Genomic DNA, 24,376 nt, shown 5'->3' with positions numbered 1-24,376 from the left:
GATGAATCTGGCAAAGCTGAAACCGGGGCAGAAGGGGAAGATCACGTCGATCGGATCGATCGGTCCGCTGAAAAGGCGGCTCATGGACATGGGCGTGCTGGTAGGGGAGGACGTCAAGGTGCTCAAGGTGGCTCCCCTGGGCGATCCCATCGAGGTGAGTATCAAGAGCTACAACCTGTCGCTCAGAAAGAAGGAAGCCGAAGGTATCGCGGTGGAGGTGGCAGGATGAGCACGCAGCTGAAATACCGGGACGAGGAATTCGACGGCGAGGTCTCCGGCCAGGGCGCCCAGGCGCGCATCATCACGGTGGCGGTGGCCGGCAACCCGAACTCGGGCAAATCGACCCTGATCAACGCCATCGCCGGCACCAGGCTCCACGTGGGCAACTGGGCCGGGGTCACGGTGGAAAAGAAGGAAGCGCTCTTCGAGTTCGGCGGCAGGAAGATCCGGCTGGTGGACCTCCCCGGCACCTACTCGCTCTCCCCCTATTCGCAGGAGGAGATCGTGGCGCGCGATTACCTGGTGCACCAGCGCCCGGACCTGATCATCAACGTGGTCGACGCCACCAACCTGGAGCGCAACCTCTACCTCACCGTCCAGATCATGGAACTGGGCATCCCGGTGGTGATGGCGCTCAACATCTACGACGAGGCCCAGGAGAAAGGGTACCGGATCGATGACAAGGCGATCGAGCAGATGCTGGGTATCGCGGTGGTGCCCACCTCGGCTACCAAAAAAACCGGCCTGGACGAATTGCTGGCGACGGTGCTGCACGTGGCGGACACGCCGGAGCCGCGGGCTCCCAAAAAGCTCAACTACGGCGAAGACATCGAGGTCGCCTCCGACTACCTGGCCAAGGCCTTCAGTACCAGCTATCCCGCGCTGTTGCAGCGCTACCCGCAACGCTGGCTGCTCCTGAAGCTGATGGAACAGGACTGCCACGTGATGAAGGAGCTGAACCTGGACAACCTCGGCTTCCTGGACCAGGCACTGCACCACCTGAGGCGGGTCCACGGCGAGGACGTCGAGTCCATCATGGCCGACGCTCGCTACTCGCTCGCCTCCGGCCTGACCCGGGAAGTGCTGCACAAGCCCGAACTGCGCCAGACCGAGCTGACGGAGAAGATCGACAAGGTCGTGCTGAACCGCTTCCTGGGCATCCCGATCTTCATGGCGGCCATGTGGCTCTTGTTCAAGCTCACCTTCGACCTCTCCGCCCCCTTCGGCAAGTGGATCGGCGCCATGACCGACGGTCCCTTCAAACGCTGGGCCTCCGCCATCCTGACCCCGCTCGGGGCGCCGGACTGGACCGTGTCGCTGGTGAACGACGGGGTGATCGCCGGGGTGGGATCGGTGCTGGTCTTCGTGCCGGTCATCTTTGCCATGATGTTTTTCATCACCTTCCTGGAGGGGAGCGGCTACATGGCCCGCGCGGCCTTCGTAATGGACCGCACCATGCACGCCATCGGCCTGCACGGCAAGTCCTTCATCCCGATGCTGCTCGGTTTCGGCTGCAACGTCCCCGGCATCTACGCGACGCGCACGCTGGAGAACCCCAAGGACAAGGTGCTCACCGCGTTGCTGGTACCGCTCATGTCCTGCGGCGCGCGCCTGCCGGTATATGTGCTCTTCGTGGGCATCTTCTTCCCGAAGAACTCGAGCACCGTGATCTGGTCGCTGTACGTGATGGGGATCCTGCTCGCCGTAGGCATGGGGCTCGTCTTCAAGAGGACACTGTTCCGCGGCGAGGCGCCCATGTTCATCATGGAGCTCCCCCCTTACCGCATGCCGAGCCTGCACAGCCTCTGCGTGCACACCTGGGAGAAGGGGAAACACTTCCTGTTCAAGGCCGGTACCTACATCTTCGCCGTCTCGGTGCTGGTCTGGTTCCTGTTGAACCTCCCCTGGGGCGTCGAGCACAAGCGCGATTCCTACCTGGGGCAGGCCGGCGCCGCCATCGCGCCGGTGTTCCAGCCGGTGGGTTTCGGCAACTGGGAGGCCGCCTCCTCGCTGATCACCGGCGTCATCGCCAAGGAGATCGTGGTCGGGACCATGGGCGAGATCTACGCGCCCAAGAAGGACGAGAAGAAGGAAGTCCCGACAGTGCGGGAAGACCTGAAGGAAGTGGGCACCTCCTTCGGCGCGGCCTGCGTCACTGCGGTGAAAACTCTGCTCTACCTGCCCCAGGCCGAAGAGAAGGAGCAGGACCAGGGCGGCCTGAAGCTCGCCATCCAGGGAGCTTTCACCCCGCTTAGCGCTTATGCCTTCATGGCCTTCGTCCTGCTCTACATGCCGTGCATTGTCGCCATCGCGGCCATGCGGCAGGAGTTCGGCACCTGGAAATGGGCTGGCGTGGGCCTGATCTACCAGACGGCACTGGCGTGGACCGCAGCGCTCATCATCTACCAGGGGGGACGTCACCTGGGCTTGGGAGGTTGACAATGGGAGTCGCCGATGTGGTCATTGCCGGCGCTATCGTGGCCGGAGCCTGCTACATCCTGTACGCTACGCTGTGGAAGAAGAAGGGATGCTGCGGCTGCGAAGGGGGGAGTTGCTGCAAGAAGTAGTATGCCGAAACGACAAGGGCCGGGGATTTCCCCGGCCCTTTGCGGTTGACGATGGTTGGTTGATTCAGGCGTACACGGAGAATCCCTCTGGTGGGTTCACCGCCGTGGCTTGCTGGGCCAGGATGTTGGCCATCTGCATCTGGGCCGCGGCCGCGTTCTTCATCAGTGCCATGGAAGCCGTCTGCTGGGCGAGGGCAGCGGCGCCTGCTACCTGCATTGTTGCTATGGTGGTTACATCCATAACGTGTCCTCCTGCCGCCCACGTAGCTCGGGCGTTACACCTCTTTTCGGCAAGCGGAGCCAACTCTTGAGGGAAATTCCCTGCCGGTGGCAGGTCGTCTCCCTTTCTATACCTCGACCATGCTTTCCTTCAGCCTCGTTTCCACCCGGATCTCGCTGGTGAGAGTGCGATGCACCGGGCACTTCTCGGCAATCTCCAAAAGCTTCTGCCTCTGTTCCTGGTCCAGTGCGCCGATCAGTTCCAGTTCCCGCACGAACTGGTCCAGGCGACGGTCCTGGGAATCGCAATCCTGGCAGTCCTCGGCGTGGATCTTGTGATGGGACAGCCGCACCAGCGCCTCGACCAGCGGCCACCCCTTGCGCCGGGCGTACATCTGCACCGTCATGGTGGTGCAGGCCGCGAGGCCCGCCATCAGGAACTCGTACGGCGAGGGTCCCTCGTTGCTGCCGCCGTAGCTGATCGGCTCGTCCGCTGTAAGGTTGAAGCCGTTGGCGAAGATCTCGGTGCGGAAGCCTTCGGCCCCGGTGCGGGCGGTGACCCTGTTGTCGGCGGCCAGAAACTGCCGCTGTGCCACGGGCTCGGCCCCGACGCCGTCGAGATAGCGCATGGCCCAGGAGGCGATCACCTCGCCGGCATAGCGCGAGTCCGCCGCCTCGGAAAGCAGGTGGTCGGCGCTCCCCAGCGAGACGAAGCTCTTAGGGTGGTGGGCCGCCTGGAAGATCTGGGTCGCGTTGTCGATCTTCACAATGGTGTCTGCGGGAGAATGCAGCACCAGGAGCGCCCCCTGCAGATGGGCCAGTGTCTCGGTCGGTCGCTGTGCCGCCAGGTCGTCGAGCAGGCTTTTCCGGATGGTGAAGTCGCTGCCGCCGAGGTTGACGGTCGCTTCCCCCTGGCGCTCTGCCTCTTCGGCTGACTCTCCCAGCAGGCGGCGCAGGTGGGACGGGTTGTAGGGAGCCGCGATGGTGGCCACCGCCGTCGCCGAAGGTATCGCACCGGCGGCAACGAGCACCGCCGAGCCCCCCAGTGAATGCCCCACCAAAAGCCGCGGCGCCTCGTACTCGCGCTCCAGGAACTCCGCCGCTGCCACCAGGTCGCTCACCTGCGAAGAGAAGGTGGTCTCGGCGAAGTCCCCTTCGCTCTCGCCGAGTCCGGTGAAGTCGAAGCGAAGCACGGCGATGCGCCGGCTGCTCATGGCCCGCGTGATGTTGACCGCGGCCTTGATGTTCTTGGAGCAGGTGAAGCAGTGGGCGAAGATGGCGTAGGCGACCGGGCGCTCGTCGTCGGGAAGCTCCAGCCTTGCCGCCAGCCTAGTACCGTTGGCATTGGTAAAGGTGATTTTCTTCGTGTTCATGGTGCACTCCTGGACGGCCATACTGCCCGTAGTTCCTACTAGTTACTTTGACCGGTTCGAAAATCATAATAGCCGGCTGTATCGAGTCAATCCATTGTTACAAAAAATTTAACTGAGTTGCTTTCCCCGAAAATTCCATGCCGGCTGAAGTTCAAATATTGGGTTTCAAATCACAAAACGGTAACGGTTTCCCCCTTTTTTCTTCAAGAAGAATGAGTTATAAACGTAACCTCCATTTTTTTATTGTAATGCGATGCTGATCGGGAGTCGAATGATGTTTGCCATGTGGTCCATCAAGAAGAGAGTTGTCGTTTCCGTTGTCGCTTTGTGTGTCGCCAGTATCACCATCCTGGGGCTGTTCGCCTACCAGTACCAGATGCACCAGATGCGCGAAGGGCTGAAGGACGAAGCTGCCAACAGCGGCCGCCTGTTCGAGGCGATCCTGAAAGGGGACGCCGAGGGGTTGGCCCGCGCTCACGCCGGCCTGGATAAGCTCGACGTGCTGCTGGCGCCGTTTGCCGCCGGCAACAAGGATGCGCTGCTTGCCGCCGCCAAGCCCATCTTCAGCGAGATCAAGCAGAACAACAATATAACCCACATGTACTTCATCCAGCCCGACGGCAAGGTGCTGCTGCGGGCGCACAAGCCGGAGCAGGATGGGGATATCCTGAAGCGGGAAACGTTCCTGAAAGCGCAGGCCACCAAGCAGATGAGCTGGGGGCTGGAGATGGGGAAGAACTTCTTCTCCTTGCGCTGCGTGAAACCGGTCAGCTACCGGGGTAACGCCCTGGGGTACATGGAGGTGGCCGAGGAGATCGACCACGTCTTCCAGCAGATGAAGCAGATCACCGGCAACGACGTCTCCCTCTTTCTCACCGAGGAGTTCCTGAAGAGTAAGTCCACCGAGGTGAAGAGCGAGGCGGTGCATTCGTTCCGGATCCTCTACCCGACCCAGAAGGCGGTCGCTCTTGGGCTGGCCGCCAAGGTCGGCCCCGATATGGTCGAAGGGCTCAAGGAGCCCCGCATCGCCATCGTTTCCCTCAGCGGCGGCAAGTACCTGGTCGGTATCAGCCCGGTCAAGGACGCCTCGGGGGGGACCGTCGGCGTCATCTTCTCCCATAAGGAAATCAGCCCGCTGTTCATGACCATGTGGAAAGGGGTGGCGGCGCAGATGGCGATCTTCATCGCCATCCTCCTTGCCGCCATTACCATCCTGTACCTGTCGCTCAAACCGAGCCTCGATCTCTTCAACACCCTCAAGGAGCACATCGTCTCGGTCACCTCGACCTGGGGTCTCAATCGCCGGCTCGAAGTGGAAACCCAGGACGAAATCGGAGCCATGGCGACGGAGTTCAACGCCATGACCGACAAGCTCGCCCTTATGGTGCGCCAGGTAAGCCACTCCAGCAACGAGCTGGGCGCCGTTTCCGAGAACCTGATGCAGGTTTCCGGCACGGTGGTGTTGGCCGCCGAACAGCAGTCCACCTCGGTCAACGAGGCGTCCAGCGCCATGGCCCAGATCACCGCCTCAATTAAGGGGGTGGCACAGGCGGTGGAGGGGCTGTCGCAGTCGGCGTCCGAGAGCTCCTCGTCGGTGCTCGAGATGGCTGCCAGCGTCGAGGAAGTCGCGCTGAACGCCGAGGCACTGGCCCAGCAGGTGGACGAGGTCGGCTCCGCCATCATCGAGATGGCCGCCTCCATCAAGCAGGTGGGGAGAAACGCGGACCTGCTTCTCGAAGAAGCCAGCATCAACTCATCCTCCATTGTGCAGATGGACAGCTCGATCAAGGACGTGGAGAAGAACGCACTGAGTACGGTGCAGATTTCCGAGGTGGTCAAGCAGGATGCCGAGGTGGGCAAGAGCGCGGTCGAGTCGACCATCCTCGGTATCAGCGCCATCAAGGCTTCCTCGCGCATCACTTCGGAGGTTATTGCTACCCTTTCTCAGCGTGCCGGCGACATCGGCACCATCCTTTCGGTCATCGACGACGTGGCCGAGCAGACCAACCTGCTGGCGCTCAACGCCGCCATCATCGCGGCGCAGGCCGGCGAGCACGGCAAGGGCTTCGCGGTCGTGGCCGGCGAGATAAAGCAGCTTGCCGAGCGCACTAGCGCATCCACCAGGAAGATTTCCGAGGTCATCAACGGGGTTCTCGAGGAGACCGACCGGGCTGTCGGCGCCATCCGGCAGGCGGAGCAGAACATCGCCCAGGGGGAGGAACTGTCGAGGAAATCGGGCGAGGCGCTGGAGAAAATCGTCGCCGGCGTGCAGATGGCGACCGAGCAGGTCAACGGCATCGCCCGGGCCACGGCCGAGCAGGCGCGCGGTAGCCTGATGATCCGCGAGACCACCGACAAGGTGACCACCATGGTGCGCCAGATTGCGATCTCCACCCGCGAGCAGGGGGAGGGGAGCAGTCTTGTCCTGAACGCGGTGGAAAAGATGAAGATGCTCACCGAGCAGGTGAAGAGTTCCACCCGCGAGCAGAGCAACGTGGGCAATTTCATCGCTAACTCCACCGAGAACATCACCGAGATGATCCGCCGCATCCAGAGGGCGTGCGACGAGCAGAGCAGGGGCGCCGACCAGGTGCTGCCGGCGGTGGAGAGCATCAAGTCGGCAACCGAGAGCAACCTCGGTGCGGTCAAGGTCCTCGGCGAGAGTACCTCGGCCCTAGCCGACCAGATCGCCGTGCTGCAAAACGAGATTGACCGCTTCGACGTCTCGTCCTCCAAGGAGTAAGGATCCCACCGCCGAACCACAATCCCGTTTCCAACCGTAGGGGCGAATAATCATTCGCCCCTTTTTTGTCCCGCTGCCATCCAACTCCCATCCGACAGTGCTGATAAAACCCGGTATAATTCCTGTCGTTGTTTTTACTCAGGGTTCTACGGTACAAGAAAGGGCGGCTGGTATGTCTGCAAACGATGGCACCTTCACCGTCATGACCTACAACGTGCACCGGCTGACCGGCAATGACCGGCACACCTCGGCCGCGCGCATCGCGGAGGTGATCGAAACCTATCAGCCCGATATCGTGGCGCTCCAGGAGCTTCCCGGTGCGCGCTTTCGGCCCGAGATCGGGGGCGCCTGCCAGGACCTCGCCCACGAACTGGCCCTGGTGATGAGAAGGGACGTGCACTACCAGTTGGAGAGGGAACGCTGGGGCAACGTGGTCTTCAGCCGCTTTCCGATGCGGCTGGTCCGGGCAGGGGGGCTGCACCCGGAGAACCGCTACCGGACCATGGTGCCGCGCGGGGTGATGTGGGTGGAGATCGACCTGTACGGGCAGAAACTGCAGGTGGTGAACACTCACCTCGGGCTTACCCCCCAGGAGCGCAACTACCAGGCGAAGGTTCTGACCGGTGCCGAGTGGCTGGCCCATCCCGACTGCCGTCCCCCGATGGTGCTCTGCGGCGACTTCAACGCCCTCCCCAGCTGGAGCATCCACAAGCGCCTGAGGAACGCGCTGCAGGACGAGCAGGAGCGACTCAAATTCGGCCATACCCAGTTCACCTTTCCGAGCCAAATGCCCATCGTCCGCTTCGACCACATCTTCATCTCGCCGGACCTCGCGGTGGAAAGCGAAACGATCCCGCGCACCAAGCTGACCCAGGTCGCCTCGGACCACCTGCCGCTCATCGTAAAGCTGCGCCTGGCTTGCCCGGAGCAGGATGGGACGTCAGTGAAGTAGCACCGAAAGTTTCCAAAAGACCTAAAGTTCATGGCCGTCCCGGCCGAAGAGAGGGAAGGATTAAACACATGCCCCGCAGCGGGGAAACGGAGAGAAGCTATGAGCGAATACACGGAGATGCCGAACGATATGGAAGTGCAGGAAGTTATCATCGAGCGCGTGCTGCAGAACACGGGCTCTTTGCTGGAAATCTGCCTGGTGAAGCACGGCCGCCAGTACGAGGCGGCGATCTTCGTGGAGAAGAAGTACAAGCCGGGGCCGCCGCTGCCGCGCCCGCTGGAATCCCCCTCCGGCAACTTCAGCCACTGGATGGGGGTGCGTCCCAAGGTCGGCCTCTCCCAGGAGGAGGCGGACCAGATCTTCTACGAGGTGAACGGCCTGAACGCCCTGCACCGGATCCAGATGAAGGATGAATGGGGCCACCTGTTGGATACCGTCTAGTCGCCCCGCTTTCCACACATCGCGCCACCAATAAAAAAGGGCCGCTCCCATCGAGGGGGCGGCCCTTTTTTATTAGCCTGTGGTGCGTTGTCACCAAGAAAAGCGGGTGGGCGCAACCCCTCCCCCTCCGGGGGCGGGGACGCTTCGGCACTCCCGTCGGTTACATCTCGACCCGGGTCAAAACCCCCTGCAGCTTGCTGGCGGGGAGCTGGTTGAACTGGACGAAGTTCGGGCTCAGCTTCTTGATGGCGTTGAATACCTTCCAGATCGGGTTGTTGGTGGTGATGTCCTCGACGCCGTAGAAGATGACCTTCTCGTGGATGTTGTTCTTCTTCAGGAGCGTCTCGATGTCGATCACCTCCATGTAGCCGGCGAAGATTTCGAAGGAGTCCAGCCCGCTGCCCCTGTTCTCGGTCAGCTTGTAGGAGACCCCAAACGGCTCGTCGGTCCTGATGATGGAGATGAAGACGTTGCGCTCGTAGATGATGTTGCTGCGGATGATGCAGTGCACCACGTACGGGGGGACCACGGCCCACTCGCGGGTGAAGAACAGGCCGGTCCCGGGGATGGTGCGCTGCTTGGCGAAGATCTGCTCGTAGGACATGAGGAAGGTCTCCACGTCCAGCGGCTTGAGCGCCCGGTACAGTGCGCGCTGCCCCTTGGTCCAGAGCAGAATGGTCAGGAACGGGATGGAGGCGAGGATCAGCGACCAGTAGCCGCCATGCGGCAGCTTGTTCAGGTTGGCGATCAGGAACACGAAGTCGACCAGGGTGACGGCGATCGCAATGGGGACCTTCCACTTCTTGGTCGTGTTGGCGAAGATCATGGTCATCATGATGCCGGTGATGGCCATGCTGCCGGTAACGGCGAGGCCGTAGGCCGCGGCCAGATTCTCCGACTTCTTGAAGAGCAACATGATGAAGAGAACCAGCACCATCAGGGTCCAGTTCACCGAGCCGATGTAGATCTGCGATTTCAGGTGACTGGAGGTGTAGTCCACCTTCATGAGCGGCATGATCCTGGTGGTGATCCCCTGGTAGATGATGGAGAACACGCCACTGATCAGGGCCTGGGAGGCGATCACGGTAGCCAGGATGGTGAGCAGCAGGAAGGGTATGTACAGGACCTGGGACTGGCCGTGGATCATGGCGAACAGGGTGTTCTTGTCGTGCTGGTGCTCCAGCAGGTAGGCACCCTGGCCCAGGTAGTTGATCACCAGCGCTACGAACACGAAGTACCAGGCCCGAACGATGGGCTTTCGTCCCAGGTGCCCCATGTCGGCGTAGAGCGCCTCGCCCCCCGTGGCGCACAGGATCACCTCGGAGAGGACGAAGAACCCCGACATGCCGTTGTCGAGGAAGAACTTGATGGCGTACCAGGGTGACAGCGACTTGATCACCTCCGGGTGCGCAGAGATGGCGATCACCCCGGAGACGGTGAGGGCGGAGAACCAGAGCACCATCAGGGGGCCGAAGGCGCCCGCCACCTTGTCCGTTCCCTTGGACTGGAAAATGAAGAGGATCACGGCGATGGTGGCGGCGATGAGAATCACGCCCCCCTCAGACAGGTTGGCCGTGGCGGGGATTAGTTCCAGACCCTCGACCGCGGAGAGAATGGAAATTGCCGGCGTGATGACGCCGTCGCCCAATAAGAGCGAGACCCCGACGAAGGAAAGGAGACCGATGAACCCCAGGGCGCGCCCCCCCTTGAGCATGCGGACCAGGATCTCCTTCAAGACGATGGTGCCACCCTCACCCTTTCGCCCGAGGCTCATGGCGAGCCAGGCGTACTCTACGGTAACCAGGACGAACAGGGTCCACACGATCAGCGACAGGATGCCGTAGATGTTATCGGGGGTGGGCTTGGTGAGGGCAAAGATGACGGAAAGGGTATATATGGGGCTCGTGCCGATGTCGCCGAAAACCAGGCCCATCGATTTCACTACACCGCCCCAGTATGATTGTTCGTGTTTCTGCATGGAGCACGCCTCCGGTTGGTAACAGCGCGCAACTTATAGCACCGCTCTGCACCGGTGACAAGAAAAACCGCGCAAAGTTCCGGTGTATCTACATTTCCACCCGCGTCACCACCCCTTGCAGTTTGGCGGCGGGAAGCTTGTTGAACTGTACGAAGTTAGGGGTGACCTTCTTGATCAGGTCGAAGAGTCTCCAGACGGGGTTCTTGGTCTCGATGTCCTCGACGCCGTAGAAGATGACCTTCTCCTGAATGCCGTGTTCCTTCAACTGCTTCTCGATGTCCAGCACCTCCATGTAGCCGGCGCTGATCTGGAAGAACTCAAGCCCGGTCCCAACGTCCTTCTTGTGGCGGGCGATGTTGCCGAAGGGCTCATCAGTGCGCACGATGGAGATGAGCACGTTCCTCTCGTAGATGATGTTCGAGCGGATCATGCAGTGCACGATGTAGGGGGGGATCACGTCGAGCGCCTTGATGAAAAAGAGAGCGCTGCCCGGGATGTTCTTGGCCTTGGCGTAGATCTGCTCGTAGGAGAGCAGGAAAATGTCCAGGTCGAGCGGGCGCAGGGCGCGGTAGAGGTGGCGCTGGCCGTGGGTCCAGACCTGGATGGTGATGAAGGGGATGGAGGCCAGGATGATGGACCAGTAGGCGCCGTGTACGAACTTGGGGAAGGTCGAAGTGAAGTAGATCACGTCGATGACGGCGATGGCCGCTACAATTGGGACCTTCCACTTCTTCGTAGTTTTTGAGAATACCATGATCATCATGATGGCGGTGATGGTCATGGAGCCGGTGACCGCCATGCCGTAGGCCGCGGCGAGGTTGCCGGACTTCTGGAAGAAGAACATGACGAAGATGACTGCGCACATGAGGGTCCAGTTCACCGCGCCGATGTAGATCTGCGATTGCATGTGGGTCGAGGTGTAGTCGACCTTGAACAGTGGCATGAGGCGCGTGGTGATCCCCTGGTACACGATGGAGAAAACCCCGCTGATGATGGACTGCGACGCGATGATGGTGGCGAAGATGGTGAGGACCAGGAACGGGATGTACAGCAGCGACGACTGGCCCTGGATCATGGAGAACAGTATGTTCTTACTGTCGGGATTTTGCAGCAGGTGCGCTCCCTGCCCCAGGTAGTTCATGTAGAGCGCGGCGAAAACGAAGTACCAGGCGCGGATGATCGGCTTCTTGCCCAGGTGTCCCATGTCGGCGTAGAGGGCCTCGCCGCCGGTCGAGCACAGGATCACTTCGGAGAGGACAAAGTAGCCGGCGATGCCGTTTTCGCGGAAGAAGTTGATGGCGTGCACGGGGTTGATGGCACCCACGATCTCCGGGGTACCCGAAACGGAAACCAGGCCCGAGACGAAGAGAGAGCCGAAGTACAGGATCATGATGGGGCCGAAGATGCCGGTGATCTTGTCGGTGCCGCGCGACTGGACGAAGAAGAGGGTGATGGCGATGAGTGCGGCGATGCCGACCAGCACCCCCTGCCGTGTCGCCTCGAGCCCGGGGATGAACAGCAGGCCCTCGACCGCCGAGAGGATCGAGATGGCGGGGGTAATGACGCCGTCGCCCAAAAGGAGCGACACCCCCAGGAAGGAGAGAAATCCCGCGAACGCGAGCACGCGCCCCTGCCGGAAGAGCTTGATGATAATCTCCCGGAGCACGATCTCGCCCCCCTGACCCTTCTTGCCGAGGCTCATGGCGAGCCATGCGTACTCCGCCGTGACCAGAATGGTCATGGTCCAAAAGACCAGGCAGAGGATGCCGTACACGTTGGACACGGTGGGCTTGGTCATCGCGAATACGACGGTCAGGGTATAGATGGGGCTCGTGCCAATGTCCCCGAACACGAGGCCCAGTGCCTTGACAATACCGCCCCAGTAAGAAAGCTCGGTTTTTTGACTCATAAAACTCCAACGGGACAAGAAAAGACTGTCACAGGACGTAACTGATTAGACGCATTGAACGGTGCAGGGATTTATACACCATTGCCGTTGGATTTGTCACCTCCCCTTCGAAAAAACCTACACGCTGGCTGGGGGGGCAACAATGGCGTAAGGTGCGGAAATCCTTGTTTGCGCTTGACATTCCTCCCCATTGCTTGTAGCTTAAGTCGTTTCTCTCATGGCTTAAATAGACAGTGCGGAGGCCGTTTACATGGATTACAAAGATACTCTTAATCTCCCGATAACCAACTTCCCGATGAAGGGGAATCTTCCCCAGCGCGAGCCCGAAATGCTCAAGCAGTGGGCTGAGGTTGACATACACAGCAAGATCGAGGAGGCCGGCAAAGGCAAGCCGCGCTACGTGCTGCACGACGGCCCTCCCTACGCCAACGGTCATATCCATATCGGCCACGCGCTGAACAAGATCCTCAAGGACATCGTGCTGAAGAGCAAACGCATGGAAGGCTTCGCCGCCCCCTACGTGCCGGGTTGGGACTGCCACGGCCTCCCCATCGAACTGCAGGTGGAGAAGAACCTCGGCTCCAAGAAGCACGAGATCTCCAAGCTGGAGATGCGCAAACTCTGCCGCGAGTACGCCGCCAAGTTCGTCGCCATCCAGCGCGCCGAGTTCGAGCGCCTGGGCATTTTCGGCGACTGGAACGAACCGTACCTGACCATGAATGCGAGCTACGAGGGCGCCACCGCCCGCGAACTGGCCACCTTCGCCGAGAACGGCGGCCTCTACAAGGGGAAGAAGCCGGTACACTGGTGCTCCTCCTGCGGCACGGCGCTGGCCGAGGCCGAGGTCGAGTACGCGGACCACAAGTCCCCGTCCGTGTTCGTAAAGTTCCCGCTCAAAGAGGACCTGGGCGGCGCGGTGCCTGAGCTGGCCGGCAAGAAGCCGTCCATGGTCATCTGGACCACCACCCCCTGGACCCTCCCGGCGAACCTCGCCATCGCGCTGCACCCGGAGCTCGACTACGTGGCGCTCGCGCTGAACAGCGGCGACGTGGTCATCGTGGCCGACGGCCTCAAGGAGAGCTTCCTGAAGGAGATCGGCGCCGAGGGGACCGTGCTGACCAAGTTCCCGTCCAAGATCCTGGAGAAGAAGTTGGCCCGCCACCCGTTCTACGATCAGGATTCCATCATCCTCCTGGGCGAGCACGTCACCCTGGAAGCCGGCACCGGCTGCGTCCACACCGCGCCCGGCCACGGCCAGGAAGACTACGAGCTGGGCCTCGCCTCGGGACTCGATATCTACAACCCGGTCGACAACCGCGGCCGCTTCTACGAAAACATCGAGTTCTTCGGCGGCCAGTTCGTCTTCGACGCCAACAAGAACGTAATCGAGAAGCTGACCGAGGTCGGCGCGCTTTTGGGCTCCAAGGAGATTTCCCACTCCTACCCGCATTGCTGGCGCTGCAAGAAGCCGGTCATCTTCCGCGCCACCGAGCAGTGGTTCATCTCCATGGAGAAGAACGACCTGCGCGGCAAGGCACTCAGTGAGATCAACAACGTCAACTGGATCCCGAAGTGGGGCCGCGAGCGCATCTACGGCATGATCGAGAACCGTCCGGACTGGTGCGTGTCCCGCCAGCGCTCCTGGGGCGTGCCCATCGCGGCCTTCTACTGCAAGAGCTGCGGCCACGTCATGGCTGACGGCAAGATCATGCACCAGGTGGCCGACCTCTTCGCCGAGCACACCTCCGACATCTGGTACGACTGGGATGCCGCCAAGTTCCTGCCGGAAGGGACCACCTGCCCCTCCTGCGGCAAGAACGAGTTCGAGAAGGAAGGGGACATCCTCGACGTCTGGTTCGACTCCGGCACCTCGCACGCCGCCGTCCTCGAACTGCGCGACAACCTGGGTTCTCCGGCCGACATGTACCTGGAAGGAAGCGACCAGCACCGCGGCTGGTTCCACTCGTCGCTCTTGGCCAGCGTCGGCACCCGCGGCCGCGCCCCCTACAAGAACGTGCTCACCCACGGCTTCGTCATGGACGGCGCCGGCCGCAAGATGAGCAAGTCCGTGGGCAACGTGGTGGCGCCGGAAGACGTCATCAAGAAGTTCGGCGCCGACGTGCTCCGCCTCTGGGTCGCCGCGCAGGACTACCGCGACGACCTGCGCATCTCCCAGGAGATCCTGACCCGGCTCTCCGAGAGCTACCGCCGCATCAGGAACACCTGCCGCTACATCCTGGGCAACATCCACGACTTCAACCCGGACACCGACTGCGTCCCGTTCGAGCAGATGCCGGAGCTGGACCGTTGGGCCATGCACCAGCTCGAGCTTCTGAAGGAGAAGGTGCTCGCCTCCTACACCGACAGCGAGTTCCACATCCTGTACCACGCGGTGAACGGCTTCTGCACCGTCGAGATGAGCGCCTTCTACCTCGATATTCTCAAGGACCGCGTCTACACCTCGAAGAAGGATTCGCTGGCCAGGAGAAGCGGCCAGACCGTCATGTACAAGGTACTTGACGCCCTGGTGCGCATGGTGGCGCCGGTGCTCTCCTTCACCGCCGAGGAAGTCTGGGCCGAGATGCCCGGCACCCGCGAGTCGAGCGTGCACGTGGCGCTCTTCCCGGCGCTCACCCCCGAGGTCAAGGATGAGGCGCTGGCAGTGCGCTGGGAGAAGATCATCAAGATCCGCTCCGAGGTCTCCAAGGCGCTCGAACTTGCCCGCGTGAAGAAAGTGATCGGGCACTCCCTCGACGCCGCCGTCGCCATCAAGGCCTCCGGCGAGACCGAGGTGCTTCTGAAGGATTACGCGGATCAGCTCGCCGAGATCTTTATCGTTTCCAAGGCGGAGCTTGCCGGCGCAGTTTCCGGCGAGGTCTACGTTGCGGAAGGGGTGGAAGGACTCGAGGTGGGTGTCAGCGCGGCTCCGGGTGAGAAGTGCGAGCGCTGCTGGTGCTACAGCGAGAAGCTGGGCGAAGACGCCGGCCATCCGGGCATCTGCCCGAAATGCCTGGCCGCTGTGAAATAGGTAGCTAAATCTTTGATTGGATTACCCTCTCCCTATGGGAGAGGGTGCCCGCAGGGCGGGTGAGGGCGGTGCCATCGGCGATACCCTCACCCTGGCCCTCTCCCGGAGGGAGAGGGGACCTCGGGACCATCTTCTAAAGGACCCTATGAAACCGAAATACATCATCCTCGCAGCGGTCTCGGCGCTGGTGCTGGTCCTGGACCAGTGGAGCAAGGTCTACATCGACAAGAGCATGACCCTGCACAGCTCCTATCCCGTCATCGAGGGGTTCTTCAACATCACCTATCTGCGCAACAAGGGAGCCGCCTTCGGGATCTTGGCCTCTTCGAGCTACCGGCTTCCTTTCTTTCTGCTGGTTTCCAGCATCGCGGTCATCGTAATCCTGGTGGCGGTTGGCAAAATGCGGGACAACCAGACTTGGAACGTCGCCTCGTTGTCGCTGATCTTCTCCGGTGCGTTGGGCAACATGATCGACCGGGTGCGCCTGGGCGAGGTCATCGACTTCCTCGACGTGCATTGGAAAGGGCACCACTGGCCCGCTTTCAACATCGCCGACTCCGCCATCTGCGTCGGTGTCTTCATCCTCGCCGTCGACATGCTGCTCGAGGAGCGCCGGGACAAGAAGACCCCACCCACCTCGGACGCCAACTGACCCCTAGGGGACTGGCTCCGCCAGGTGCCTGTCCCCTTAGATCTTCGACCTTCCCCCTTTGCGAAAGGGGGGAAAGGTGCAGATCTCAACCTTCCTGCTGGCTCTCCTCCAACAACCTCGTGAACAACTCCCTGATCTCGTTGGGCAGGCGTCGTGCCTTCATCTCCGGGCTGACGCAGGCCAGTGTCACCTTCGCCTCCACCAGTAACTTGTCGTCTTCCTTCCTGACCACCTGCTGCGCCACCATGAATGAGCTGTTCTTCAGCGTCGCGATCTGGGTGCGCACCACCAGGAGGTCGTCCAACCGGGCCGGCGCCCGGAAGTTGGCCTCGATGGCCACCACCGGGAAGATGATCCCCATGTCGTGCATCTCGCGCACCGACAGGCCGTGCGTCCTGAGAAATTCCGTCCTGGCCCTTTCCATGTAGCTTATGTAGTTGGAGTGGTACACCACCCCGCCCGCATCGGTGTCTTCGTAGTAAATCCGTACTTCCATGTAGCCTCCTCAATAAAAAAGACCCCCGGAGGGGATCTGTCCATGTAGCCCTCTCCCCTGCCCCTCTCCCAGAGGGCGAGGGGACGGCCAGGATGCTCCTCCCCCCGGAGGGGGGAGGTTGGGAAGGGGGATTTTTGAGCGAAGCCGCTACCCGGCGTCGCCCAAGTCTTTTCCGCGCGGGGATTTCCCCCTCCCTAACCCTCCCCCTCCGGGGGAGGGGACTGTGCATCTGTGGCCGCCTGTTCGCTTGCCGCTTCGCCCCCAAGAATCCTGCCGTACACCTCACGCACCGCCTCGGTGACCCGCTCGTAATCAGCCATCAGCGCCTGTCCCGGGTTCTTCAGCATAGGGTCGTAGCCGAGCCTCCTGGCCAGCTTGTTCAGGTATTTGAGCGGCCCGCCCAGGTCGTTCATCGAGTAGTCGTGGATGATGCGCAGACGGTTCTCCAGGCGGCGCAGGAAACGGTACCCTTCGGCGAGTGACTGGAAATCGGGTTCGGTGATGATCCCCTGTATGCGCATGGCGTCCATCGCTGCCAGGGTGTTGCAACTGCGGATCTCGCGGTGCTCGCAGCCGTACTTCAGTTGCAGGAACTGGATGATGAACTCGACGTCGACCATGCCGCCGCGGCCGGTCTTGATGTTGTAGCTGCCGGTCGATTCCTTGGCCAGCTCGTTCTCCATGCGCATCCTGAGCCGGTGGATCTCCTTGCGCACGGAGTCGTCGGCGCTGGCGCCGTACACGGTCCCCTCGATGATCTTTTCCACCTTCTCCTTCAGTCGTGGATCGCCATAGGTGACCCGCGCCTTGGTGAGCGCCTGGCGCTCCCAGATCTGTGCTTCCGTGGCGTGGTAGGTCTCGAAGGCCTCGATGGAGGTGACAAGCGGGCCGGCGTTGCCGGAGGGGCGCAGCCGGGTGTCGATCTTGTAGGCGTACCCCTCACGGGTCTGGGTGGTCAGCACCAGGATGATCTTCTGCCCGAGTTTGGCGAAGTACTCGCGGTTGGTGATGCTCTTCTCGCCGTCGGTGAACCCCTGGCCGTCGTAGATGTAGATGACGTCCAGGTCGGAATGGTAGTTGAGCTCGAAGCCCCCCAGTTTGCCCATGGCGACGATGGCGAAGGCCGCCTGGTGCCTGCTGCCGTCCTCGTCGACCACCATGGGACGGCCGAACCGGGCCAATTCGCCCGTCGCTATGCAGCAGGCAGCGGCGAGGGTGACGTCGGCCAGGTCGGTCAACTGCTGCGCCACCTCGGGCTGCTTCATCTTGCCGTAGATGTCGTTCATACCGATGCGCAGGAACTCCTCGTGGCGGTAGCTGCGCATGGCGTCCAGCTCTTCTTCGAAGCAGTCGGCCTGGGTGATGAAATCGTCCAGCTCCTTGGCCATGGTCGCCCGTTCCTTCTGGAGGTAGGCATAGCCGTGCGTGGTCATGCTGTCCAACAGCTCCGGGTGCCCGATGAAGATCTTGGAGAGGAACTCGGACATGCCGAACATGGAGGTGAGGAGCTTCAGGATGTCGCGGTTCTCGGCCAAAAGGGCGTAGATCGAGGAACGGGTCCGCTGCGAGGAGAGGAAGCGCTCCAGGTTGGCCAGCGCCAGGTCGGGGTCGGGGCTGTGGAAGACCTCCTGCAAGAACAGCGGGGCGATCTTCTCCAGGGTGCGCCGTCCCTGTTCGGTAAGGTTCACCTTGGCTGGGCCGTCGCGCAGAACCAAGAGGTTCTCGTAGGCAGCATCGGGGTGTTCGAAATGGCGCTCCTCGAGCATGTCCTTGATGAGGTCGGGATCGGCGTTGTGGTCGAAGAAGAAGTGCACCTCGGGGAGCACCTCCTCCTTGATCTTCTCGTCACGGGACAGGAATAGATCGCCGTAGATGGCGGAGACGGCGCGGCGGTGCCCCTCGAGCGTTTCGCGGAAGCGCTGCAGACCGTCTTTCCTGAGATAGCCGCAGCGCCGGGCCAGCGCGTGCAGTTCCTCGTCCTTGCGCGGCAGGGCATGGGTCTGGCGCTCCTGCACTACCTGGATCCGGTGTTCGACGGTGCGCAAGAAGCGGTAGGCGTCGGAGAGGGCGGTGCAGTCGCCTTCCTTGATGAGGTGCGCCTGGTAGAGCGTCTGCAGGGCCTTCAACGAGTTGCGCTCGCGCAGCTGCGGGTTCTTGCCGGCGTAGACCAGCTGCAGCGCCTGGATGAAGAATTCGATCTCCCGGATGCCGCCGCGCCCGAGCTTGATATTGACCTCTCCCTCCTGGTTGCGGGCAAGAGAGGCATCGATCTTCTTCTTCATCGCCATCATGTCTTCGATCAGGTTGTAATCGAGGTAACGGCGGTAGATGAATGGAGTCAGTGCGGCAAGGATCCTTTCGCCCAGTTCGATGGAGCCGGCAACCGGGCGCGCTTTCATCATGGCGGCGCGTTCCCAGGACTGGCCCCAGGCCTCGTAGTAGACCTCGGCGGAGCGCATGGAGCTGGCGAGGTCCCCGGCCTTGCCGTCGGGCCTGAGCCCCATGTCGACGCGGAACACGAAGCCGTCCTCGGTGACCTGGGAGATGGCACGGCTCACCATCTCGGCCAGCTTCACGAAGAAAGCGTGCAGGGAGAGCTTGCTTTTGAACCCGCCGCGTCCGTCCGGGATGCCGATACTTTCCCCCTTGTCGGAAGAGTAGAAGTAGATCAGGTCGATGTCGGAGGAGAAGTTGAGCTCCCTGCCGCCGAACTTGCCCATGCCGATGATGGTGAATTCGGCAGTGACCGGGCCGTTCGGGGTCTGCTCCATTGGCGTGCCGTGCTCCTGCACCAGCTGGGCGAAGGCTGCCTCGTAGGCAATTTGCAGGGTGGCAGCGGCGAGCGAGGAGAGTTCACCGGTGACTTCTTCCAGGGGGGCGAGCCCGTTGAGGTCGCGTGCGGCGATGCGCAGCATCTCGGCGTACTTGAAGCGGCGCAGGTGGGAGAAGAGGTCGGCGTAGCTGGTTCCCTGCGGGATGCGATCGCGCAGGGCCTGCAGCATTTCTTCTTCACTGCGGCGCAGCATGATTTCGCGCTCGACGAAAAGGCGCTGCAGGTAGGATGGGTCGCGGCAGATGATGTTGGTTAGGAAGGGGGAGGAGCCGCAGATGTTCATCAACTGGGTGTTGAGGGCGCGGCGGGAGCAGATCTCCAGCAGGGCTTCGCGGGGGACCACGGTGCTGATGCGTTCAAAGCCGTTGAGCGCCATGTCCGGCAGCGGCGTGGAGAGTGCGGCGAGCGCCAGTTCGACCAAGCGCTCGCCGGGCAGCACCTCAGAGAGAAGTCTCAGGTTTTCGACCGTGCGCGCGCCGTAGCTGAAACCGACCTGTTCCAGCTGGTGGGACAGGTCGCCCTTGTCCGGCTCGGAGAGCGCGGAGAGCAGCAGCGCGGCCAGGTCGGCGAGGCGGCTCATAGCCCGACCAGTGCCTTAAGCTCCCTCTCGTAGTCACCGCGCACCACCCCTTTTTCGGTAATGATGCCGGTGATGTAGCGGGCGGGGGTGACGTCGAAGGCGGGGTTTCTCACCTTGACCCCTTCCGGTGCGATGCTGACGCCCTGCACCTTGGTGACCTCTTCGGAGTTGCGCTCCTCGATGGGGATCTGGTCGCCGTTGGCGAGCTTCAGGTCCAGGGTCGAGATCGGTGCGGCCACGTAGAACGGGATCCGGTTCTCCTTGGCCAGGACGGCGACTGAGTAGGTGCCGATCTTGTTGGCTGTGTCACCGTTGGCGGCGATGCGGTCGGCGCCGACCACGCAGAAGTCGATCTGCCCACTCTTCATGAGCCAGCCGGCCATGTTGTCGGAGATGAGGGTGACCGGGATCGAGTCCTTCATCAGCTCCCAGGCGGTGAGGCGTGCGCCCTGGAGCCAGGGGCGGGTTTCGTCGGCGAAGACCCGGATGTTTTTGCCCGCCTCGTGCGCGCCACGGATGACGCCCAGCGCGGTGCCGTAGCCGGCGGTGGCGAGGCCCCCCGCATTGCAGTGGGTCAGGATGGAGGCCCCCTCTTTGACCAAGGCGGCGCCGTGGCGGCCGATTTCCTTGCAGATGGCGAGGTCTTCGGCCTCGACGCTGATCGCCTCGGCTTTGAGGATTTCACGGATGGAGTGGAGGTCGAGTTCCTTGTGCTGCAGCGCGACGCGCTTCATGCGCTCCAGTCCCCAGAACAGGTTGACCGCGGTGGGGCGGGTGCGGCCGAGCACGTCGCAGACGTTCTCGAGCTGACGGTAGAAGGTGTCGAAGCTGTCCGCGATGATCTCGCGAGCGCCCAGCGCGACCCCCATGGCGGCGGCGATGCCGATGGCGGGAGCGCCCCGGACCACCATGCCGCGGATCGCCTCGGCGACCCCCTGGAAGTCCGTGTATTCGTTGTAGACTTCCTCGGCGGGGAGCCGGGTCTGGTCTATCATGATCACCTTGTTGTCGCGCCACTCTATGGTTCTGAAGGACATGTGGTACCTCGTTCCTTTACGTTGAAACCAAAAGCAATTAACAGGGATAAAAGGGATGAAGGGGATAAAGCAAATCGTTTGTTCTATCCCTTTTTATCCCCTTCATCCCTGTTAAACGCCTTTGTCTTTAGCCGTTAAGCTTTTTCAGCAGCAGCTCGTTGACCACGGCGGGGTTGGCCTTGCCCTTGGAAGCGCGCATCACCTGACCGACGAAGAAGCCGAAGACGGTTTCCTTGCCGCCACGGTACTGTTCGACCTGGGCCGGGTTGTTCTTGAGCACTTCGTCCACCATCGCTTCGATGGCGCCGGTGTCGGAAACCTGCACCAGCCCCTTCTCCTCGACGATCTTCTCCGGTGCCTTGCCGGTCTTGTACATCTCGTCGAAGACGGTCTTGGCGATCTTGCCGGAGATGGTCCCTTTCTCCATCAGCTTCAACAGGTCGGCCAAGAGTGCCGGCGTCACAGCGCAGTCGGTGATGGAGCGGTTGTTGTCTTCGTTGAGCGCACGGGAGACTTCGCCCATGACCCAGTTGGACACCGTCTTCGCCTGCGGGAACAGGGCGACGGTCTCCTCGTAGTAGGCAGCCAACTCGCGGCTGGACACCAGTACCTCGGCGTCGTACTCGGGCAGGCCCAGCTCTGCGACGTAGCGGGCGCGCTTAGCCTCCGGCAGTTCCGGCAGGGTGGCGCGCACGTCCTCGATCCACTGGTCCGGGATCAGCACCGGAACGAGGTCCGGGTCCGGGAAGTAGCGGTAGTCGTGGGCCTCTTCCTTGCCGCGCATGGAGCGGGTGGTGCCGGTGTTCGGGTCGAAGAGACGGGTTTCCTGGATCACCTTGCCGCCGTCGTCGAGGATCTCCGCCTGGCGCTCGATCTCGTACTCGATGGCCTGCTTGATGAACTTGAAGGAGTTGATGTTCTTCAGTTCAGCGCGGGTGCCGAAGACGGTCGAGCCGACCGGCATCAGTGAGACGTTGGCGTCGCAGCGGAAGCTCCCCTCCTCGAGGTTGCCGTCGCAGATGCCGAGGTACATGACGATCTGGTGCAGCTTCTTCAGGTAGGCAATGGCCTCGTCCGGCGAACGCATGTCCGGCTCGGAGACGATCTCGAGAAGCGGCGTGCAGGCGCGGTTCAGGTCGACGCAGGAATCGTCCACCCCGGGGATGTCGGCGTGCACCAGTTTGCCGGCGTCCTCCTCCATGTGGATGCGGGTGATGCCGATCCGCTTGGTTTCGCCGTCAACCTCGATGTCCAGGTGGCCGTGCTGGCAGATGGGAAGGTCGAATTGGCTGATCTGGTACCCCTTGGGGAGGTCCGGGTAGAAGTAGTTCTTGCGGGCGAACACGTTTCTCTGGGTGATGGAGCAGTTGGTGGCGAGGCCCGCGAGAATGGCGTTTTCCACCACCTGCTTGTTGAGGACCGGCAGTGCACCGGGGAAGCCGAGGCAGACCGGGCAGGTCTGGGAGTTCGGCTCCGCGCCGAAGCGGGTCGAGCAGCCGCAGAAGATCTTGGTGTTGGTGGTGAGCTGGGTGTGCACCTCAAGCCCGATGACAACCTGATATTTCATAGATAGCTCCGACGAGTTTTTTCTCGGTGATGCTTCCCCCCTCCCGGCCTCCCCCCTCCAGGGGGAGGAGTCGACCCTCGCCCAAACGGTGGGAGTTGACTCTACTCCCAAGGTGGGAGTTGCTGCTCCCTCCCCCGGAGGGGGAGGGCAGGGGAGGGGGCAAAGGTTACAGCGGCGCCTTCTTCAGATGCCACTGGGTCTCCCTCTCGAACGCGTAGGCGGTGGAGAGGACGGTCGCTTCGCCGAAGGGCTTGCCGATCAGCTGCAGCCCGATCGGGAGCCCCCCCGCGCTGAACCCGGCCGGGATGCTGATGCCGCAGGTGCCGGCCAGGTTCACCGGAATGGTGAAGATGTCGGATAGGTACATCTGCAGCGGGTCGGCTAGCTTCTCGCCGATCTTGAAGGGGGGCGTCGGCGCGATCGGGGTCAGCAGCACGTCCACTTCGTTGAAGGCATTCAGGAAGTCCTGCATGATCAGGGTCCTGACCTTCTGGGCCTTGACGTAGTAGGCGTCGTAGTAGCCGGAGGAGAGGGCGTAGGTGCCCAGCATGATCCTTCTCTTCACCTCGGACCCAAAGCCTTCGGCGCGGGTCTTGGCGAACATCTCCTTCAGGCCCCGGACATCCTCGGCGCGGTGGCCGAAACGGACGCCGTCGTAGCGGGCCAGGTTGGAGGAGGCTTCGGCGGTGGCGATCAGGTAGTAGGTGGCCACGGCGTACTCGGTGTGCGGCAGGCTCACCTCGCGCAGTTCGGCGCCCAGGCTCTTGTACAGGGCGATCGCCTCGTCCATGGCCCGCTTCACGTCCGGGTCGAGCCCCTCGATGAAGTACTGCTTGGGGAGACCGATCTTCAGCCCCTTGACGCCCGTGGCAAGGCCGGCAACGTAGTCGGGGACGGGGGTGTTGACCGAGGTGGAGTCTTTCGGGTCGTACCCGGCCACGGCACCCAGGAGGAGTGCTGCATCGGTGACGTCACGGGTGAGCGGGCCGACCTGGTCCAGCGACGAGGCGTAGGCGATCACGCCGTAGCGGGAAACCCTGCCGTAGGTCGGCTTGAGACCGACGCAGGAGCAGTGCGACGCGGGCTGGCGGATGGAGCCGCCAGTGTCGGTGCCCAAGGTCGCGGTCGCGGTGCGCGCAGCGATGGCGGCGGCCGAACCGCCGGAAGATCCGCCCGGGGTGCACTCGAGGTTCCAGGGGTTCTTCACCGGGCCGAAGTAGGAGGACTCGTTGGAGCTACCCATGGCAAACTCGTCTTGGTTCAGCTTGCCCACGATGACCGCGCCCTGCTCCTTGAGCTTGGCGACCGCGGTGCCGTCGTAGGGGGGGACGAAGTTTTCCAGGATGCGGGAGCCGCAGGTGGTACGGATGCCCTTGGTGATGAAGATGTCCTTCAGGCCGACGGGGATGCCGGTGAGGGGCGCGATGTCGCCGGCGGCGATGCGCTTGTCGGCGGCTTCCGCCTCGACCAGCGCCTGCTCGGGGGTGACGGTGATGTAGGCGTTCACCTGGCCGTCCACCGCCTCGATGCGCTCCAGCATGGCGCGGGTCGCCTCGACGGAGGAGACCTCCTTCGCCTTAAGCTTCTCGTGCAGCTCGTGTATGGTAAGGTCGAAAATTTCCATTGCAAAACACTCCTATTCTATGACCTTGGGCACCCTGAAAAAGCTTTCCGCGCGCAGCGGCGCGTTGGCGAGGGCCGCTTCCACGCCGATGGAATCGGCGGGCTGGTCGGGGCGGAAGGCGTTCTCCATCGGCACCGCGTGCGAGGTCGGTACAATCCCCTCGGTATCCAGTGCGTTCAGTTTCTCCACGTAGGCGAGGATGCCGTCCATCTGTCCGGTGAAGGTGTCCAGCTCGCTGTCGGAAAGTTCCAACCGCGCCAGCCTGGCTACGTGCTCCACCTCACTTCTCGTGATCTTCATACCTGCTCCAAATGCGCCCCTGGCGGGGCGTCGTGATGTTAAAAGATGTTCCCGGTTATTATCATGAAAGGGCTGAA

At 62.1% G+C, this 24,376-nt stretch carries 18 protein-coding genes; 8 read left to right on the top strand and 10 right to left on the bottom strand.

Annotated elements, in window-relative coordinates; all coding sequences use genetic code 11:
• Position 1: 1 nt before the first annotated feature.
• Genes K7R21_RS12475 through K7R21_RS12465 form a run of 3 tightly spaced genes read left to right on the top strand, consistent with a single transcriptional unit; the run spans position 2 to position 2,567 of the window.
• Positions 2 to 229 carry a FeoA family protein gene (locus tag K7R21_RS12475; protein WP_199390792.1) on the top strand — a complete coding sequence of 76 codons (228 nt, stop codon included), beginning with the start codon at positions 2 to 4 and terminating at the stop codon, positions 227 to 229.
• On the top strand, positions 226 to 2,439 hold the full coding sequence (gene feoB / locus K7R21_RS12470) for a ferrous iron transport protein B (protein ID WP_224983644.1): 2,214 nt from the start codon (positions 226 to 228) through the stop codon (positions 2,437 to 2,439). The genes K7R21_RS12475 and feoB overlap by 4 nt, the downstream gene beginning before the upstream one ends.
• Positions 2,440 to 2,441: 2 nt before the next feature.
• A complete protein-coding gene (locus K7R21_RS12465; protein ID WP_224983643.1) occupies positions 2,442 to 2,567 on the top strand; it encodes a FeoB-associated Cys-rich membrane protein in 126 nt (41 codons plus the stop codon).
• A 64-nt stretch (positions 2,568 to 2,631) separates the two neighbouring features.
• Here the strand turns inward: K7R21_RS12465 and K7R21_RS12460 are convergent, their stop codons facing one another.
• Both K7R21_RS12460 and K7R21_RS12455 read right to left on the bottom strand, forming a co-directional pair.
• Positions 2,632 to 2,808 (bottom strand): hypothetical protein, encoded by a 177-nt coding sequence (locus tag K7R21_RS12460; protein WP_224983642.1) that lies wholly within the window; start codon positions 2,806 to 2,808, stop codon positions 2,632 to 2,634.
• A gap of 106 nt (positions 2,809 to 2,914) precedes the next feature.
• Positions 2,915 to 4,159 carry a bifunctional alpha/beta hydrolase/OsmC family protein gene (locus K7R21_RS12455; RefSeq protein ID WP_224983641.1) on the bottom strand — a complete coding sequence of 415 codons (1,245 nt, stop codon included), beginning with the start codon at positions 4,157 to 4,159 and terminating at the stop codon, positions 2,915 to 2,917.
• A 274-nt stretch (positions 4,160 to 4,433) separates the two neighbouring features.
• On the opposite strand from K7R21_RS12455, the gene K7R21_RS12450 reads away from it, so the two are divergent.
• From K7R21_RS12450 to K7R21_RS12440, 3 genes are all read left to right on the top strand, one after another.
• On the top strand, positions 4,434 to 6,902 hold the full coding sequence (locus tag K7R21_RS12450; protein WP_224984895.1) for a methyl-accepting chemotaxis protein: 2,469 nt from the start codon (positions 4,434 to 4,436) through the stop codon (positions 6,900 to 6,902).
• 172 nt (positions 6,903 to 7,074) lie between these two features.
• A complete protein-coding gene (locus K7R21_RS12445; RefSeq protein WP_224983640.1) occupies positions 7,075 to 7,854 on the top strand; it encodes an endonuclease/exonuclease/phosphatase family protein in 780 nt (259 codons plus the stop codon).
• 99 nt (positions 7,855 to 7,953) lie between these two features.
• Positions 7,954 to 8,295, top strand: coding sequence for a hypothetical protein (locus tag K7R21_RS12440; protein ID WP_224983639.1), 342 nt, complete (start codon positions 7,954 to 7,956; stop codon positions 8,293 to 8,295).
• Between the two features lie 160 nt (positions 8,296 to 8,455).
• On the opposite strand, the gene K7R21_RS12435 is transcribed toward K7R21_RS12440, so the two are convergent.
• Together K7R21_RS12435 and K7R21_RS12430 are read right to left on the bottom strand one after the other, a co-directional pair.
• Complete coding sequence (locus tag K7R21_RS12435; protein WP_224983638.1) at positions 8,456 to 10,273, bottom strand: KUP/HAK/KT family potassium transporter; 1,818 nt, start codon at positions 10,271 to 10,273, stop codon at positions 8,456 to 8,458.
• A gap of 88 nt (positions 10,274 to 10,361) precedes the next feature.
• Complete coding sequence (locus tag K7R21_RS12430; RefSeq protein ID WP_224983637.1) at positions 10,362 to 12,182, bottom strand: KUP/HAK/KT family potassium transporter; 1,821 nt, start codon at positions 12,180 to 12,182, stop codon at positions 10,362 to 10,364.
• A 250-nt stretch (positions 12,183 to 12,432) separates the two neighbouring features.
• Here K7R21_RS12430 and ileS point away from each other — a divergent pair, with 250 nt between their 5' ends.
• Both ileS and lspA read left to right on the top strand, forming a co-directional pair.
• Complete coding sequence (gene ileS, locus K7R21_RS12425; RefSeq protein WP_224983636.1) at positions 12,433 to 15,210, top strand: isoleucine--tRNA ligase; 2,778 nt, start codon at positions 12,433 to 12,435, stop codon at positions 15,208 to 15,210.
• Between the two features lie 145 nt (positions 15,211 to 15,355).
• Positions 15,356 to 15,862 (top strand): signal peptidase II, encoded by a 507-nt coding sequence (gene lspA, locus K7R21_RS12420; RefSeq protein ID WP_224983635.1) that lies wholly within the window; start codon positions 15,356 to 15,358, stop codon positions 15,860 to 15,862.
• A gap of 85 nt (positions 15,863 to 15,947) precedes the next feature.
• Here lspA and ybgC read toward each other — a convergent pair whose 3' ends face one another.
• From ybgC to gatC, 6 genes are all read right to left on the bottom strand, one after another.
• Positions 15,948 to 16,358 (bottom strand): tol-pal system-associated acyl-CoA thioesterase, encoded by a 411-nt coding sequence (ybgC, locus tag K7R21_RS12415; RefSeq protein WP_224983634.1) that lies wholly within the window; start codon positions 16,356 to 16,358, stop codon positions 15,948 to 15,950.
• 194 nt (positions 16,359 to 16,552) lie between these two features.
• A complete protein-coding gene (gene glnE / locus K7R21_RS12410; protein WP_224983633.1) occupies positions 16,553 to 19,771 on the bottom strand; it encodes a bifunctional [glutamate--ammonia ligase]-adenylyl-L-tyrosine phosphorylase/[glutamate--ammonia-ligase] adenylyltransferase in 3,219 nt (1,072 codons plus the stop codon).
• Entirely contained in the window at positions 19,768 to 20,808 is a 1,041-nt protein-coding gene (gene mtnA, locus K7R21_RS12405; RefSeq protein WP_224983632.1) for an S-methyl-5-thioribose-1-phosphate isomerase, read from the bottom strand. The genes glnE and mtnA overlap by 4 nt, the downstream gene beginning before the upstream one ends.
• A gap of 127 nt (positions 20,809 to 20,935) precedes the next feature.
• The gene (gene gatB, locus K7R21_RS12400; protein ID WP_224983631.1) at positions 20,936 to 22,375 is read right to left on the bottom strand and encodes an Asp-tRNA(Asn)/Glu-tRNA(Gln) amidotransferase subunit GatB; all 1,440 of its coding nucleotides are present in this window, start codon (positions 22,373 to 22,375) and stop codon (positions 20,936 to 20,938) included.
• 166 nt (positions 22,376 to 22,541) lie between these two features.
• Entirely contained in the window at positions 22,542 to 23,999 is a 1,458-nt protein-coding gene (gene gatA, locus K7R21_RS12395) for an Asp-tRNA(Asn)/Glu-tRNA(Gln) amidotransferase subunit GatA (protein ID WP_224983630.1), read from the bottom strand.
• Between the two features lie 12 nt (positions 24,000 to 24,011).
• Positions 24,012 to 24,299, bottom strand: coding sequence for an Asp-tRNA(Asn)/Glu-tRNA(Gln) amidotransferase subunit GatC (gatC, locus tag K7R21_RS12390; protein ID WP_199390778.1), 288 nt, complete (start codon positions 24,297 to 24,299; stop codon positions 24,012 to 24,014).
• Positions 24,300 to 24,376 lie beyond the last annotated feature (77 nt).

The organism is Geomonas agri, from assembly GCF_020179605.1.
Classification (GTDB): domain Bacteria; phylum Desulfobacterota; class Desulfuromonadia; order Geobacterales; family Geobacteraceae; genus Geomonas; species Geomonas agri.
The sequence above is the reverse complement of the archived record's forward strand: the minus strand, read 5'-3'. Positions and strand labels throughout refer to the sequence as shown.